The sequence below is a fragment of the Kitasatospora sp. NPDC097691 genome (assembly GCF_040302665.1).
Classification (GTDB): Bacteria; Actinomycetota; Actinomycetes; order Streptomycetales; family Streptomycetaceae; genus Kitasatospora.
Window position 1 is genome coordinate 53,149 of record NZ_JBEORY010000016.1, and the last position, 16,943, is coordinate 70,091.

Genomic DNA, 16,943 nt, shown 5'->3' on the forward strand with positions numbered 1-16,943 from the left:
GGGGGCAGGCCTCAGGCCAGGTGGGGCAGTTCGGCCTCGAAGGTGCCTGCGGGGCTGACGTGCACGGCGCCGTCCGGGCCGCCGATCCGCAGCCGCCACGGGTGCGGGCTGTCGGTGGTCACCCGGAGGCGGTCGCCGGTGCGGCGCACGTGGAAGCGGGCACTCTCGCCGGGCCCGTCGCCGCGCGGGATCACGACGGTGCGCTCGGCTCCGTCCGCGAAGGCGTGGACCCGCAGTTCGACGGCTTCCGCCCAGGCGGACACCGGGCGCTGGTCGTCCGCCGCGAGCGGGATGACGGAGTTCGGGCGGGCGAGCAGCGGCAGGGTGTGGAAGCCGTGCTGCTCGCGCACCCAGCGGGGGCCGGTGACCTGATCGCCCGTGAGGACGTTGGTCCACGTCCCCTCGGGCACGTAGTACTCGACCGTGCCGTCCTCGGTGAAGACCGGGGCGACGAGCAGGTCGTCGCCGAGCATGTACTGCCGCTCGAGCGCGGCGGCGGCCGGGTCGTCCGGGAACTCCAGCACCATCGCGCGCATCACGGGGACGCCGGTGGCGTGGGCCTGCTGCGCCGCGCGCTGGAGGTAGGGCGCGAGCCGGTGCTTGAGCAGGGTGAACTCGCGGGTGACGTCGACGGCCTCCTCGCCGAAGTCCCACGGCACCCGGTAGGACTTGCTGCCGTGCAGCCGGCTGTGCGAGGAGAGCAGGCCGAACTGCGTCCAGCGCTTGAAGACGGCGGGGGTGGGGGTGCCCTCGAAGCCGCCGATGTCGTGGCTCCAGAAGCCGAAGCCGGACAGGCCGAGGGACAGGCCCCCGCGCAGCGACTCCGCCATGGCGTTGAAGTGCGACTCGCAGTCGCCGCCCCAGTGCACCGGGTACTGCTGGCCGCCGGCGGTGGCGGAACGGGCGAACAGGAGCGCCTCGCCCTCCCCGCGCTCCTCGCGGAGCAGTTCGAACACCGCCTGGTTGTACAGGTGCGTGTAGTGGTTGTGCATCCGCTCCGGGTCGGAGCCGTCGTGCCAGACCACGTCGGTGGGGATGCGCTCGCCGAAGTCCGTCTTGAAGCAGTCCACGCCGACGTCGAGCAGGGCGCGCAGCTTGCCGGTGTACCAGTCGCGGGCGGCGGGGTCGGTGAAGTCCACCAGTGCCATGCCCGGCTGCCACAGGTCCCACTGCCACACACTGCCGTCCGGTCGCCGCACGAGGTGTCCCTCGCGCATCCCCTCGGCGAACAGAGCGGACTTCTGCGCGATGTACGGGTTGATCCAGGCGGAGATGCGCAGCCCCTGTTCCTTGAGCCGGGCCAGCATGCCGGCCGGGTCGGGGAAGGTGTCCGGGTCCCACACGAAGTCGCACCACTGGTACTCGCGCATCCAGAAGCAGTCGAGGTGGAAGACGCTCAGCGGGATGCCGCGCTCGGCCATGCCGCCGACGAAGCGGCTGACGGTGGCCTCGTCGTACTCGGTGGTGAAGGAGGTGGTCAGCCACAGGCCCAGCGCCCAGGCCGGGGGCAGCGCGGGGCGGCCGGTGAGCGCCGTGTAGCGCTCCAGGATCATTTTGGGGGTCGGTCCGTGGATGACGAAGTACTCCAGGGACTGGTCCTCGACGCTGAACTGGACCTGCCCGACGGACTCGGAGCCGACCTCGTAGCCGACCCTGCCGGGGTGGTTGACGAAGACCCCGTAGCCCCGGTTGGTCAGGTGGAACGGGACGTTCTTGTAGGCCTGTTCGCTGCTGGTCCCGCCGTCCGCCTGCCAGATGTCCACCACCTGGCCGTTGCGGACGAAGGGGGTGAACCGCTCCCCCAGGCCGTAGACCAGCTCGCCGACGCCGAGGGCGAGCTGTCCGAGCATGTGGTGCCGGCCGTCGGCGTCGGTGACGAAGCCGGTGCCGCGCTCACCCACCGAGGTCAGGACCCGACCGCCGGCGGTGAATTCCAGCCGCCAGGGCGCGGAGGAGTCCACCCGCAGTGCCAGCTCGCCGGCGCAGAGCTCCACGACGTCGCCGTCCCGGCGCACCTTCCCGCTGCCCTGTTCGGCGCCGGGCAGCGCGAACTCCGGTCCGCGCCGCACCGATCCGGCGTGGTGGGTGGTGCGCACGCCGATCACGCCCTCGGCCGGGGACCAGCACTCGACGGTCAGCAGCGGGCTGTTGAGCGTGTCACCGCGGCCACGCACGTGTTTGACGGGCGCGTAGAGGGTCATCCGGTCCTCGGTGGTCCGGACGTCGGCGACCTCGGTGGCGTAGCGCGCGGTGACGCCCGGGCGCATCAGCCAGTAGCCGTCGGTGAACTTCATCGGGAGGCTTCCTCCGTCCGCGCGCGGTGCGCGGTGATCAGGCCCGGGTACCAGTGGTGGCTGTCCTTGGGCGTGCGGGTGACGGTGTCGTGGTCGACGCGGAACGACGGGCCGGCCCTCCCGGGTCTCGGCGGCGGTGGGGGCGCCGAACCGGAATCCTGCGGGCGGGTCGGGGAAGGCCGGGGGCTCGCGGCCGGCCCCGCGCCGGAGCGCGCTGCGGTCACAGCTCGGGCCCGAGGCCGCGCCCGTGCAGCCAGGCGAGCTGGGCGGGCGGGTTGGAGCCGCACCCTCCGCTGTGGTCGGCGAACGGCCACACCGTCATCGTGCGGTCCTCGCCCGCGTAGTGGTTGAACGCGGCGTAGACCGTCGACGGCGGGCAGACCGGATCCATCAGGCCCACGCTGAACAGGGCCGGAGCGGTGGCCCGCCGGGCGAAGTGGGCGCCGTCGAAGTAGTCGAGCGTGGCGAGGGCGGGCTCCACGCGGTGCCGGCTGTGCCAGCGCAGGTACTTGACGATCTCGGGGTACGGCCCCTCGCCGGCGATCCGGACGGCGTGGCGGAAGTGGCACAGGAAGGGGACGTCGGGCATCACCGCCGCCACGCCGTCCCCGCTGAGCCCTGCCACGGCCAGGGACAGGCCACCGCCCTGGCTGCCGCCGGTCAGCACGATCCGGCCGGTGTCGAGACCGGGCAGGTGCGCGACGGCGTCCACGGCGCGCACGCAGTCGGTGATCAGCCGCCGGTAGTAGTAGTTCTCGGGCGAGTCGATGCCCTTGGTCATGAAGCCTTCGACCCACTGGGTGCCGTCGCCGATGCCCCGGTCGGGGGTGTCGTGGCCCTGACCGCGGCTGTCGACGACGAGTTGGGCGTAGCCCGCGGAGGGCCAGAACAGGTGCTCGGTGGGGAGCCCGCGGCCGGCGCAGTAGCCGAGGTAGGTGACGACGACGGGAAGCGGCCCGTCCATGCCGCGCGGGCGCAGCAGCCAGGCGGCCACCGGCTCGCCGTTCCAGCCGGGGAACCGCACGTCGTCGACCTCGACGGTGCGCAGCGAGTACTGCTCGGTGACGCGTTCGGCCTTGACCGCCCCACCGTGCGAGCGGGCGTCGGCGAGGGTCCGCCGCCAGAATTCGTCGAAGTCTTGCGGGTCTGTCAACTCGGGCCGGTACCGGAGGAGTTCGTCGAGTCCGAGGTCCGTGGGCGGCATGGGGGATTCCTCCGGGTGGTGCGACGACGAGCCGGCGTGGTGGGGTGTGAGCAGCGTCATGGGGGCCGCCTCCGGGCGGCGGTGAGGGGTGCGGAGCGGAAGCGGTACCGGACGGGCATCGCGGCGCCGGGTGCCGGGCGGAGATGGTGGGCGGAGATGGTGGGCGGCCCGCCTCCCCCAGGGGCGGGCCGCCGGTCGGTGGGGCGGGAGGCGTCAGCCTGCCGCGCCGAAGCGGAACGCGGAGAGCCGGAAGTCCCCGTGCAGGGTCAGGCTCAGGTCGTGCACGCCGTCGAGCGGGGCGCAGAGTTCGGCGGTGACCGTCGTCCAGGCGTAGCGGTCGCCGGTGACGGGCACGTCGATCCCGGCCAGCACGTGCCCGCCGGCTCGGATCTCCAGCCGGGCGGCGCCGTCCTCGCCGGCCTCGCGGGCGGTCTCGGCCTCGATCCGGACGGCCCCCGTCAGGTCGGAGGCGCGGAACAGCAGCGCCGCGGCCTGCCCGGGGTCGGTGGGGGTGACGGCGTCGCCGCTGGTACGGGTGGCGTCGACGATGGTGACGTCCGCGTGGTCGTCGAAGTCGACGGCCCGGACGGTCCGTTCGACGACGGCGCGGGGAGCGGGCGCCGCCCCGGTGACCGTGAGCGGCGTGACGAGGACGGGGTGTTCGGCCGACCGCGCCACGACGACCTCGTAGTCGCCGGGATCGACGGCGAAGGCGCCGGTGGCGACGTCCCAGTGGGCGAGCCGTTCGGCCGGCAGCCGGAACGTCAGCTCGCGGCTCTCCCCCGGCTCCAGGCGGACCTTCCGGAAGTCGGCGAGGCGCAGCCGGGGTGCCTCGTAGCGCGTGTCCAGGGCCCGGACGTAGACCTGGACCACGTCGCTGCCGGGCCGCCGGCCGCGGTTCTCCACGGTCACCGTGAGGTCGACCTCGCCGTCCGGGCCGATCGACGGCTCGGACAGGCGCGGGTCGCGGTACGCGATGTCGGTGTAGGACAGCCCGTGGCCGAAGGGGTAGCGGGCGGCGGTCCCGTGGTACTGGTAGGTCCACCCCGCCTTGATGATGTCGTAGTCGAGCGGGGCGGGCAGCGGGTCGTCGCCCCGGTACCAGGTCTGCGGCAGCCGGCCGGCGGGCTCGGCCTCGCCGAGCAGGACGGCGGTCAGCGCGTGGCCCGTCTCCTGCCCGCCGTGGGAGGTCCACACCACGGCGGGCAGGTGCTCGTCGGCCCAGTCGAGGGCGTACGGGTAGCTGCTCATCACGACCAGGGCGGTGTCCGGGCGGACGGCCGCGACGGCGCGCAGCAGTCCCTCCTGCCCCGCGGGCAGGGCGATGTCGGCGCGGTCCTCGGTCTCGCGGCCATTGATCATCGGGTGGTTGCCGAGGACGACGACGGCGACGTCCGCCGTCGCGGCGGCCGCCCGGGCCTCCGCGATGCCGTCGCGCACCAGCTCGCGGTGCCAGCGCTCGGCCTCCTCCGCGGTCTTCGCGGTGACGCCGACCCGGCCGTCGACCGGGTCCACGGCGGCGTAGCGTCCGGTGAACACCGAGCGCAGCAGCACGTCGGGGCCGTCCTGTTCGAACCGGAAGGTCTCCTTGACGTCCCAGCTCTTGATGATCTCCCGGTCGGCGGCGAGGCCGTCGTCGTCCTTGAGGGTCAGGTAGTGGCCGGTGTCGGCGGCGCGCAGGGTGGAGGCGCCGGCACCCCAGTCCGTCACGTCGAAGGCGGACTTGCCGAGCAGTTCGCCGGTGGTGCGCGAGCGCAGGGTGATCCGGTCGGAGCCCTCCACCGGGACGACCTCGCCGCCGTGGGCGTCGAGGGCGGCGGTCAGTCCGGCGGTGATGCTCACCTGGTAGGGCATGGTGCCGCTGTACCAGTCCTCGAAGAGGGTGTCGGCGAGCGGGCCGATGACGGCGATCCGCGGGGTTCGCGCCGGGTCGAGCGGCAGCAGGCCCTGGTTCTTGAGCAGGACCGTCGACTCGGTCGCGGCCTGCCGGGCCAGGGCGCGGTGTTCGGGATTGTCGACGACCTCGGGGCCGGTGGCGGCGTAGGGGTCCAGCTCGGGGTCGAACTCGCCGAGCCGGAAGCGCAGTTCGAGCTGGCGGCGGACGGCGCGGGCCACGTCGGCCTCGTCGATCAGGCCGCGTTCCAGTGCCTCGCGCAGCCGGCCGACCACGGTGTCGCTGTCCTCGCCGTGGTCGGTGAAGCTGTCGATGCCGGCCTTGAGCGCGGCCGCGTGCGACTCGGCGTGGTCGTCGAAGTAGTGCTCCGGGTCGACCAGGTTGGAGGGGGCCTCGGCGTCGCTGACCACGAACAGCTCGTGGCCGGTCGGTTCGGCCCAGCGGCGCAGCTCCGCCTCGATCAGCGGACTGACGTGGCAGGGGCGGCCGTTGACCAGGTTGTAGGCGGCCATCGCGCCGGTCGCGGCGCCGGCGGCGACGACGGGGCGGAAGGCGGCCAGGTCGTACTCCTGGAGTACGCGCGGGCGCACTCCGGAGGAGGTGGTGCAGCGGTCCTCCTCGTTGTTGTAGGCGAGGAAGTGCTTGAGCACGGGGGCGGTGCGCAGGTAGGTCGGGTGGTCGCCGGACAGTCCCCGGCAGAACGCCTCGCCGACCCGCGCGGTGTGCACCGGGTCCTCGGAGTAGGCCTCCTCGTTGCGCCCCCAGCGCGGGTCGCGCAGCAGGTTGAGCACGGGGGCCCAGGCCTGCAGGGAGTTGGGCCCGCGCTCGGGGCTGCCGATCGCGGGCGGGCGGTGGTAGTGGAAGGCCCGCAGCTCGGTGGAGACCGCCTCCGCGACCCGGTGCACCAGGTCCTCGTCCCAGCTGGCGCCGAGGCCGACGGCCTGCGGGAAGACCGTCGCCACGCCGAGCCAGGAGACGCCGTGCAGGCCCTCGCTGCCGGTACGGAACGGGCCGACACCCAGGCGCGGTACGGCCGGCGCGTACTGGTGCAGCATCGCGATCCGCTCGTCGAGCGTGAGCCGGTGGAGCAGGTCGTCGACACGCTTGCGCAGGGCGAGTGCGGGATTGCGGAAGGCGGGCAGGTCGGCTGCGGGCGCCGGCACGGAACTCACGTGGAATACCCCTCGGGCTGACTGGGCTCGATGGTCACTAGTCGAAGCGCATCGACGCTGACACGACCCAAGGAAACTGTCAACTACCCCGGAAACAATGGATTTTGCTTTTGTTCAGGCTCTTGCCCAATTGGAAACGCGTGGTTAGTCTCGCCGAAACATTCAAGCGCTTCGACGCTTCGCCGCTTCGACGCTTCGACGGAGAGGGGCCACGCCGCCATGAGATCCGGGTTGAACCGCAGGAGCTTCCTGAGCACAGCCGCCACCGTCGCGGGAGCCGCCGCGACGGCACCCCTGCTGTCCGCCTGCGGTGGTGGATCGGGCAAGAAGGGCACGGCGAACACCAAGGACGGCCTGAAGGCCGCCCTGCCGACCCACGTGCCGAGCAGCACCGCGGTCAAGCCCGACATAGCCTCCGTACCGGGCGGCCCCGACGCCGCGACCGACCCCGCCTACCTCTCCTACCCCGTCAACCCGCCCTCCGGCGTCTCCGGCGTCCCCGGCAAGGGCGGCAGCTACACGGCGGTCACCCCGCTGTGGGGCACCAACCCGCCGGTCGACAACTCGTTCTACCAGGCGATGACCAAGGCCCTCGGGTGCGAGCTGTCCGTCAAACCGGCGGACGGCAACCACTACGACACCATCGTCCCGACGATGACCGCCGCCAAGAAGCTGCCGGACTGGATCTGCCTGCCGAGCTGGTGGAGCCCCAACTTCAACACCGGCGAGCTCGCCAACACCCAGCTCGCGGACCTGACCTCGTACCTGTCCGGCGACAACATCAGGAAGTACCCGAACCTGGCCGCCCTGCCCACCGGCGCCTGGCAGATCGGGGCCTGGGGCGACAAGCTCTACGGCATCCCCTCCTTCTCCAGCAACTTCTCCATCGCGGGGGTGATCTACCACCGCCGGGACATCCTCGAAGCCCGGGGCATCAGCGCCGAGGACGTCAAGTCCGCCGCCGACCTGGCGAACCTCGGCAAGGAACTGACCGACGCCAAGCGGGGCGTGTGGGCCTTCGAGGACGTGTTCACCTACTTCTTCACGGCCTTCGGTTGCCCGCAGAAGTGGAAGATCGACAACGGCAGGCTGGTCCACCTCTTCGAGACCCCGGAGTTCCTGGAGGCCGTCGACTGGCACGCGAAGCTGACCGCCGCCGGCTACGTGCACCCGGACGCGCTCGCGGGCGACAGCAAGAGCGGCAGCCGCTTCTACAGCGGGAAGGCGCTGATCGGCGGCGGCGGGCCGGGCGCCTGGAACCTGGCCGACCACCAGGCCGGCACCGCCGCGGACCCGAACTACCGGCGCGGCGCCTTCAACACCTTCGCCGCCGACGGCAAGGGCAAGCCCGTGCTCTACATGGGCTCCGCCACGGGGATCCTGAGCTACCTCAACGCCGACCTGAAGCCCGCCCAGATCGAGGAACTGCTCTCGGTCGCGAACTACCTCGCCGCCCCCTACGGCACCGCCGAGTTCACCCTGATCAACTACGGCGTCGAGGGTGTCCACCACAACCGCGTGAACGGGGTGCCGACCTTCACCGACGAGGGCCAGAAGTGCGTCCAGGCGCAGACCTACCCGTTCCTGGCCGCCCCCGCCGCCGTGGTCAGCAACCCGGGCGCCGACCTGGTCACCAAGGACTACTCGGCCTGGCAGGCCGCCAACGTCCAGGCCCTCACCAAGCCGCCCTTCTGGGGCATGAACTACACCATGCCGCAGGCCATCGCCACGGCCGAGGCCGCACAGAGCGTCAACGACATCGTCCGGGACTGCTACCGCGGCAAGAAGAAGCTCTCCGAACTGCAGGACGTCATCGCCAGCTGGCGAAACGGCCCCGGGGACCGGCTCAAGAAGTGGATGACCGAGAACGTCATCGACAAGTACGGCACCGGTCAGTGAGGACCACGCGGACGGAACGCCCCGCCAAGCCGAAGCGGCTCGACTGGCGGATCAGGCTGCGGCGCGACAAGTCCCTCCTGCTGATGACCGTCCCCGCGGTCGTCCTGCTCCTGGTGTTCAACTACGTGCCGCTGTTCGGCATCATCACCGCCTTCCAGGAGTACGACCCGCTGGTCGGGGTCTGGCACAGCGAATGGGTCGGGTTCGACCAGTTCCAGCAGCTGTTCGGCGACCCGGCGTTCTGGGCCTCGCTGCAGAACACGATCTACCTCAGCTTCGTCCAGCTGATCCTCTTCTTCCCGATCCCCATCGCCCTGGCCCTGCTGCTCGACTCGGTGGTCAGCGAGCGGATCCGCAACTTCTTCCAGTCCGTGGTCTACCTGCCGCACTTCTTCTCCTGGGTGCTGGCGATCACGATCTTCCAGCAGATGCTCGGCGGCGCCGGCGTGCTCAACCAGTTCCTGCGCCAGCACTCCGTCGCCACCTGGGACATCATGACCAACCCGGACACCTTCGCCCTGCTGGTCACCTCCCAGGCGGTCTGGAAGGAGGCGGGCTGGGGGATCATCGTCTTCCTCGCGGCGCTGAGCGCGATCAACAGCGAACTGTACGAGGCCGCGGCCGCCGACGGCGCCGGGCGGCTGCGGCGGATGTGGCACATCACGCTGCCGGGCCTGCGCGGGGTGATCGTGCTGATGCTGGTCCTGCGGCTCGGCAACGCCCTGTCGGTCGGGTTCGAGCAGTTCCTGATCCAGCGCGACGCCGTCGGCCACGAGGCCGCGGACGTCCTGGACACCTTCTCCTTCTACTACGGCGTCGCCACCGGCGGCTACAGCTACGGCACGGCGGCCGGGCTCTTCAAGAGCGTGGTCTCGCTGCTGCTCATCTGGGGCGCCAACAAGCTGGCGCACGCCTTCGGCGAGGACGGGCTGTATCGCACATGACCAACGCACTCACCATCGGTTCGCGGGGCGAGAAGTCCCGCACGGCACCGTCGGCGGCCGCCCGCCGCAGGGCCCGCTCCAACCGCCCGTCCTGGGACGAGCCGCCGACCGCGGTCGGCCAGGCCGCCAAGGGCCTCACCCTCGGCGGGATGCTCGCCGTCATCCTGGTCCCGCTCTGGATCATCGTGCTGACCAGCTTCTCCACCCCCGGCGCCGTCAACCGGGCCGGCGGCCTGGTGATCTGGCCGGACGGCCTGACCACCGGGACGTACCGCCAGATGCTCAGCGACCCGACGGTCCTCACCGCCCTGTTCGTGAGCCTCGGCATCACCGTGGTGGGCACCGCCGTGTCCATGGTCGTCTCGGTCCTGTGCGCCTACGGCCTCTCCCGGCCCCGCTCGCTCGGCCACCGCTTCGTCCTCATGCTGCTGATCATCACGATGTTCGTCGGGGGCGGCCTGATCCCGAGCTTCCTGGTGGTCACCGGGCTCGGCGGCTACGGCCAGTGGTGGGCGCTGATCCTGCCCGGCGCGGTCTCCGTCTTCAACATCCTGGTCCTGCGCTCCTTCTACCAGGACACCTCCTCCGAACTCATCGACGCGGCCCGGATGGACGGCGCCGGGGACTGGCGGATCCTGTGGTCCGTCGTCCTGCCCACCTCCCGCGCCGTCACCGCCGTCACCGCGCTCTTCTACGCGGTGGGCTACTGGAACTCGTTCTTCAACGTCATGCTCTACATGCCGACGGACAGTCAGAAATGGCCGCTGCAGTACGTGTTGCTCACCTACGTCAACCGCGGCAACGGCCTGCCCGGCTCGGTCAACGCCGGCTTCGGGAACGACCACGCGCAGACCGCACCGCTCGCCCTGCAGATGGCGGTCGTGGTCCTCACCCTGGTACCACTGATGATCGTGTACCCGTTCGTGCAGAAGCACCTGCGTGCCGGTGTCCTCACCGGCGCGATCAAGGGCTGAGCCGTCCGACCGGGACCACTCCTCCACCGGAAGCGACACGAAGGAAGCAGAGCGATGGTGACACTCGCCGATGTGGCCAGGCACGCCGGCGTCTCGTCGAGCACGGTCAGCTACGCCCTCAGCGGCAAGCGCCCGATCTCCGACGAGACGAGGATCCGCGTCGAACGGGCCATCACGGACCTGGGTTACCACCCCAACGCGGGGGCCCGGGCCCTGGCCGGCAAGCGTTCGCACATCATCGCCCTGGTGGTTCCGCTCCGCCCCGAGGTGCACGTGCCCACGATGATGGAGATCGCCATCGCGGTCACCGTGGCCGCCCGCGCACACGGCTACGACGTCCTGCTGCTCACCAACGACGAAGGACCCGAGGGTGTCCGCCGGGTCGCCGCCACCGGGCTCGCCGACGGAGTCATCCTCATGGACGTCCGGCTCGACGACGACCGCATCCCGGTCCTGCGGGCCGAGGAGATCCCGGCCGCCCTCATCGGCCTGCCCGACGACCCGGCCGGGCTCTCCTGCGTCGACCACGACTTCGCCACCGCCGGCGCCCTGTGCGCCGACCACCTCGCCGACCTCGGCCACCGCGACATCGCCTTCATCGGCTACAGCAGCGGCGTCTACCGGCGGCACGCCGGATACGCCGAGCGCACCCTGAACGGCTTCCGCGCCCGTGCCGAGCGGCGCGGCCTGCGCTTCCTCCACCGACCCTGTGAGGGCACCTACGAGAGCACCGCGGGCACCCTGGCCCGCATCCTCGCGGACCGCCCGGACACCACCGGGTTCGTCGTCCAGAACGAGGCCGCGATCGGCCCGCTGCTCAGCCTCCTGCGCGCCAGCGGGCGGACCGTGCCGGAGGACGCCTCCGTCATCGCCATCTGCCCCGACCCGCTGGCCGAGCAGCACGCACCCCGGCTCACCTCGGTGACCAGTCCGAAGAAGGACCTCGGGCAGGTCGCCGTCGACCAGGTCATGGCGAGGATCGCCGCGACGACCGCGGGCGACGAGGTGGCGGAGCAACTCGTCCTGATGCCACCGGAGCTGGTCGTCCGAGAAAGCACCGCACCGGCCCCGCACCACAGTTGACCCCCTTACCGAAGGACACTTCCGCCATGGACATACGCCGGCTCACCGACCGCCTCGGCGGCCTCGCCTTCGGCGGCGACTACAGCCCCGAACAGTGGGACGCGGAGGTGTGGAAGCAGGACGACGAGCTGATGCGCCGGGCACGCGTCAACCTCGCCACCGTCGGCGTCTTCTCCTGGGCCCTGATGGAGCCCGAGGAGGGCCGCTACGACTTCGGCTGGCTCGACGCCCACCTCGACCGCCTCCACGCGGCCGGCGTCGCCGTCGACCTCGCCACCCCCACCGCCTCCCCGCCGCCCTGGTTCACCCTGGCCCACCCGGACGCCCTGCCCGTCGGCCGCGACGGCACCGGGCTCACCCACGGCAGCCGGGACACCTACTGCCTCACCGCCCCCGCCTACCGCCGGGCCGCCCGCCGCATCGCCGCCGCCCTCGCCGAACGCTACGGCGACCACCCCGCGCTCGCCCTGTGGCACGTGCACAACGAGTACGTCACCCTCTGCTGGTGCGACCACACCGCCGCCGCCTTCCGGGTCTGGCTGCGGGCCCGCCACGGCTCCCTGGACGCCCTCAACGAGGCCTGGGGGACGGCCTTCTGGAGCCAGCGCTACACCTCCTGGGAGCAGGTCCTGCCGCCCCGGACGAGCCAGTGGCACCGCAATCCCGGCCAGGCCCTGGACTACAGCCGCTTCTGGTCCGACGAGGCCCTCGCCGCCTACCGCGAGCAGCGCGACGCGATCCGCGCCCACAGCGACCGCCCGGTGACCACCAACCTCATGATGCCCGGCTACCAGAACCTCGACCTGTGGGCCCTCGGCCGCGAGGTCGACGTGGTCTCCGTCAACCACTACCCCGACGCCCCAGGCGTCGACGCGGCCGCCCACGCCGCCTACGACGCCGACCGGGCCCGCTCCTTCGCCGGCGGCGCCCCCTGGCTGCTGATGGAATCGGGCACCAACACCGTCTACGCCGGCGACCGCACCCTCGCCAAGGAGCCGGGGGACGTCCTGCGCCACTCGCTCGCCCACATCGCCCGCGGTTCGGAGGGCGCGCTGTTCTTCCAGTGGCGCCAGTCCCGGGCCGGGGCCGAGACCTGGCACTCGGCGATGGTCCCGCACGCCGGGCCGGACAGCCGCACCTTCCGCGAGGTCACGGCAACCGGGGAGGCGGTCGCGCGGCTCGGCGAACTCGCCGGCTCCACCGTCCGGGCCGAGGTCGCCGTGCTGCACGACTCCGCCGCCTGGTGGGCGATGAACGTCGACGGCCTCCCGTCCTCCGAGCTCGACTACCCCACCGCGCTGCGCCGCGCCCACCGGGCGCTGTGGGACGCGGGCCGGACGGTCGACTTCGCCCACCCCGAGCACGACCTGAGCCGCTACCGGGTGGTCATCGCCCCGGCCCTGTTCCTGCTCACCGACGCGGGCGCCGAGAACCTGCGCCGCTACGTCGCCGACGGCGGCACCCTGCTCGTCCAGCACTTCACCGGCATCGTCGACGAGCACCTGCACGCCCGGCTCGGCGGCTACCCGGCCGCACCCCTGCGCGAGGCGCTCGGGATCCGGGTCGAGGAGCACCGCCCGCTGCGCCAGAGCGAGCGGATCGCGCTCACCGACGGCTCGACGGCCACCTCCTGGAGCGAGTCCCTGCGCACCGAGGGCGCCGAGACGGTCGCGGCCTACACCCACGGCATGCTGACCGGCAGCCCGGCGCTCACCCGGCACGGCTTCGGATCCGGACACGGTTGGTACCTCTCCACCCGCCTCGACGACGCCGCCTACGCCGTGCTGGTGGGGCGGTTGCTCACGGAGGCGGGCGTCACCCCGGACCTGCCCGGCCTGCCGGCCGGCGTCGAGGTCGTCACCCGCCACGCGCCGGACGGCCGGAGCTGGCAGCTGCTGATCAACCACGGCTCCGAGGCCGCACCGCTCCCCCAGCCGGCCCACGACCTGCTCACGGACGCCCCCCTGAGCCGGCTGCCCGCCGGCGGCTGCGCCGTCCTGCGCGCTTTGTGAACGCTCACAACCTGGTGAACGCTCACTGAGTCCTCCCCGCACGACCGAGGAAGGCCGCCATGACCGACCCGCACGAGACGATCCGCTGGGGCCACCGGGCCCTGGAGCTGGAGATCACCCTCGGCGAGCACGGCACCCCCCGCCTGGTCCGCATCGGCACACCCGGCGAGGACGTCGCCGGCCCGCGCCCCGGCGCTCCGCTGCCTCTGGTGGAGGTGACGACGGCAGCCCACGGCCGCCACTGGTCGGGCCGGCACCTCGTCGACACCGCGCTCGGCGCGCAGCTGCGCCACCGCTCCCACCGCTCGACCCGCGACGGCGAGTGGCACGTGCTCACCGTCGAGCTCCACGACCCGCAGACCGGCCTGACCGCCGAGGCGGTCTACCGGTCGCTGGACGGCCTGCCGGTACTGCGCAGCGAGGTGCTGCTGCGCAACGAAGGGACGCGGACCCTGCACCTGGAGTCGGTCGGCTCGTTCGTGACCGGTTGCCTCGCCGGGGGCGCCCCCGAGGCCTTGGAAAGCGCGGACCTGCTCTGGGCGGAGAACGACTGGTTCGCCGAATTCCGGTGGCAGCGCGGACCGCTGCGGGCGTCCTCACCCGCCCGCGGCGGCCGCTTCCACCTCCGCGCCGGCCGCAGCGCCCACGTCGTGGCCGGACAGGGGGCGTGGTCCAGTTGCGGCCACCTGCCGATGGGCGGCCTGACGGACCGGGGGTCCGGCCGCACCTGGCTGTGGCAGATCGAGCACAACGGCGGGGGCTGGCGCTGGGAGTGCGGCGTGCGCGACGACTCGGCGTACGTGGCGCTCCACGGCCCGAACGACGCCGCCCACGGCTGGCGCCACCCATTGGAGCCGGGGGCCGGGTTCCGCACCGTGCCGGTGGCCCTCGCGTTCGCCGCGGACGGCGGCCCGGACAGGGCGTTCGCCGCCCTCACCCGCTACCGCCGGGCCACGCGCCGCCCGCACCCCGACCACCACCGCCTGCCCGTCGTGTTCAACGACTACATGAACTGCCTGATGGGCGACCCCACCACCGCCAGGCTGCTGCCCCTGGTCGACGCCGCCGCCGACGCCGGTGCGGAGTACTTCGTCATCGACGCCGGCTGGTACGCCGACGAGAGCGAGAACTGGTGGGAGACCGTCGGCGCGTGGGAGCCCTCCGGCTCCCGCTTCCCCGGGCCGGACGGCATCCACGAGGTCCTGGCCCGCATCCGGGAGCGGGGAATGCTCCCCGGCCTGTGGCTGGAGCCGGAGGCGGTCGGGGCCGCCGGTCCCGTCGCCGACTCCCTGCCGCAGGAGGCGTTCTTCCGCCGCGACGGGCAGCGCGTCCAGGAGAGCGGCCACTACCACCTGGACCTGCGCCACCCGGCCGCCCGGGCACACCTGGACGGCGTGGTGGACCGCCTGGTCGGCGAGTGGGGCGTGGGCTACCTCAAGCTCGACCACAACACCGACCCCGGATCCGGCACCAGCGCCCACCCCGGCGAGGCCCCGGCCGCAGGCCTGCTGGGCCACAACCGGGCCCAGCTCGCCTGGCTGGACGGCATCCTGGACCGTCATCCGGAGCTGGTGATCGAGAACTGCGCCTCCGGCGGCATGCGCACGGACCACGCCCTGCTCTCCCGGCTCCAGCTGCAGTCCACCAGCGACCAGCAGGACCTCCTCCTGTACCCGCCCATCGCGGCGGCGGCCCCGACAGCCGTCACACCCGAACAGGGCGCCGTGTGGGCGTACCCACAGCCCGGGGACACCCTCGACGAAGTCGCCCTGACCATGGCCAACGCGCTCCTCGGCCGCGTCCACCTCTCCGGCCGGCTCACCGAACTCGAGCCCGAGGCCCGCGACTTGGTCCACGAGGCGGTGACCGTTCACAAGTCCGTCCGCGCCGACCTGCCGCACGCGCTGCCGGCCTGGCCGCTCGGCCTCCCCGGGTGGGAGGACGCGTGGATCGCCCTGGCGCTGCACACCCCGACCACCACCTACCTCACCGTCTGGCGGCGCCACGGCGAGGACTCCGTCAGGGAACTCGACCTGCCCCACCTGCTCGGCGCCGAGGTCCGCACCGAGGTGCTCTACCCGGCTGCCGGCCGGGCCACCACCACCTGGCACCCGGACACCGCTCACCTCACCGTGACGCTGCCGACGGCACCGTCCGCCGCCCTGCTGCGCCTCACCAGGAGCCCCGCCGAAGGGAGTTGACCATGCACCCCGCGACCGCGCGCGCCCCACCGCGCCGGCCCGCATCCCGAACGGAGCACGCTTCGCGTCCGGGCCCGACACCGTGCAGCCGCACCGGGCCCCACCGTCCAGAACGCGGGAGTTCGATCCCCCACCCGAACACCACGCACCCCCACCCCTGGAGGGACGCAGTGACATCACCCAGGCAGTCCTGTCATGAACGCGTCATAGCTGCCGCGGCGGCCCTGCCGCTCGCGGTCACCGGCGTGATCGCCGCCGTCGCGCCGCCCGCGGCCGCCGCGAGCACCGTGTCGGTGTCCGTGGACGCCGCCCTGCAGCTCGCCACCGTCCCCGACACCGGCATCGGCATCGGCATCGGCATCAACACCGCCGTCTTCGACCCCGCCATGAACGACTCCGCCACGCCCGGCCTGCTCCGCGACGCCGGCATCGGCGCCGTCCGCTACCCCGGCGGCAGCCACTCCGACGTCTACCACTGGCAGACCGGCACCGCCTCCGGCGGTGCGTACGTCGCCCCCGACACCGGCTTCGACGCCTTCATGGGCACCGTGCACGCCGCCGGAGCACAGCCGATCATCACCGTGAACTACGGCTCCGGCACCCCCCAGGAGGCCGCCGACTGGGTCCGGTACGCCAACCTCACCAAGGGCTTCGGCATCAAGTACTGGGAGGTCGGCAACGAGGTCTACGGCAACGGCGAGTACAGCAACGGCACCGGCTGGGAGTACGACACCCACAGCAGCAAGAGCGCCATGACCTACGCGACCAACCCGGTCCAGTACGTCGACGCGATGAAGGCGGTCGACCCGGGCATCAAGGTCGGCGCCGTGCTGACCACCCCCGGCGGCTGGCCGGAAGGCGTCGTCGGCCCGGGCGACACCATGGACTGGAACCACACGGTCCTGTCGATCGCCGGCTCCAAAGTCGACTTCGTGATCGTTCACACCAGCTGCCGGGTCGTCTACAACAAGAACGAGTGGCCGGGCGGCGTGATCGGCACCGTCACCGTCGTCAACAACGGCCTCGGTCAGGTCAACGGCTGGGACCTCGGTTTCAACTTCGCCGGCGACAACGCGATCACCAGCAGCTGGAACGCCACGGTGAAGCAGAGCGGCCCCGGCATCAACGCCGGGAACGTGTCCTACAACGCCGCCGTCCCCCAGGGCGGAAGCGTCCAGTGGGGCTTCAAGGCCACCTGGTCCGGCAGTGACGCCAACCCCTCCGCCTTCTGGTTCAACGGCGCCTCCTGCGCGATCGGCTGAACCC

The 16,943-nt window shown here is 72.2% G+C and carries 10 protein-coding genes; 7 read left to right on the forward strand and 3 right to left on the reverse strand.

From position 1 onward, the window contains the following. Positions 1–11: 11 nt before the first annotated feature. The 3 genes from yicI to ABTY56_RS14285 form a co-directional block, all read right to left on the reverse strand. Positions 12–2,294, reverse strand: coding sequence for an alpha-xylosidase (yicI, locus tag ABTY56_RS14275; RefSeq protein WP_350629051.1), 2,283 nt, complete (start codon positions 2,292–2,294; stop codon positions 12–14). A gap of 220 nt (positions 2,295–2,514) precedes the next feature. Then, positions 2,515–3,498: an acetylxylan esterase gene (locus tag ABTY56_RS14280; protein ID WP_350629052.1), complete on the reverse strand. Its 984-nt coding sequence runs from the start codon at positions 3,496–3,498 to the stop codon at positions 2,515–2,517. A 213-nt stretch (positions 3,499–3,711) separates the two neighbouring features. Continuing rightward, the gene (locus ABTY56_RS14285) at positions 3,712–6,555 is read right to left on the reverse strand and encodes a glycoside hydrolase family 3 C-terminal domain-containing protein (protein ID WP_502893113.1); all 2,844 of its coding nucleotides are present in this window, start codon (positions 6,553–6,555) and stop codon (positions 3,712–3,714) included. 240 nt (positions 6,556–6,795) lie between these two features. On the opposite strand from ABTY56_RS14285, the gene ABTY56_RS14290 reads away from it, so the two are divergent. The 7 genes from ABTY56_RS14290 (at position 6,796) to ABTY56_RS14320 (ending at position 16,939) form a co-directional block, all read left to right on the forward strand. Then, positions 6,796–8,463, forward strand: coding sequence for a type 2 periplasmic-binding domain-containing protein (locus ABTY56_RS14290; RefSeq protein ID WP_350629054.1), 1,668 nt, complete (start codon positions 6,796–6,798; stop codon positions 8,461–8,463). Further along, positions 8,460–9,407, forward strand: coding sequence for an ABC transporter permease (locus ABTY56_RS14295; protein WP_350629055.1), 948 nt, complete (start codon positions 8,460–8,462; stop codon positions 9,405–9,407). Before ABTY56_RS14290 ends, ABTY56_RS14295 begins: the two co-directional genes overlap by 4 nt. After that, positions 9,404–10,381, forward strand: coding sequence for a carbohydrate ABC transporter permease (locus ABTY56_RS14300; RefSeq protein ID WP_350629056.1), 978 nt, complete (start codon positions 9,404–9,406; stop codon positions 10,379–10,381). The genes ABTY56_RS14295 and ABTY56_RS14300 overlap by 4 nt, the downstream gene beginning before the upstream one ends. Positions 10,382–10,435: 54 nt before the next feature. Then, the gene (locus ABTY56_RS14305) at positions 10,436–11,464 is read left to right on the forward strand and encodes a LacI family DNA-binding transcriptional regulator (protein ID WP_350629057.1); all 1,029 of its coding nucleotides are present in this window, start codon (positions 10,436–10,438) and stop codon (positions 11,462–11,464) included. A gap of 26 nt (positions 11,465–11,490) precedes the next feature. Continuing rightward, positions 11,491–13,476 (forward strand): beta-galactosidase, encoded by a 1,986-nt coding sequence (locus ABTY56_RS14310; RefSeq protein ID WP_350629058.1) that lies wholly within the window; start codon positions 11,491–11,493, stop codon positions 13,474–13,476. Positions 13,477–13,535: 59 nt separating this feature from the next. After that, positions 13,536–15,677, forward strand: a complete 2,142-nt coding sequence (locus tag ABTY56_RS14315; RefSeq protein WP_350629059.1) for an alpha-galactosidase — start codon at positions 13,536–13,538, stop codon at positions 15,675–15,677. A 170-nt stretch (positions 15,678–15,847) separates the two neighbouring features. Further along, positions 15,848–16,939: a cellulose binding domain-containing protein gene (locus ABTY56_RS14320; protein ID WP_350629060.1), complete on the forward strand. Its 1,092-nt coding sequence runs from the start codon at positions 15,848–15,850 to the stop codon at positions 16,937–16,939. The last annotated feature ends 4 nt before the right edge of the window (positions 16,940–16,943 follow it).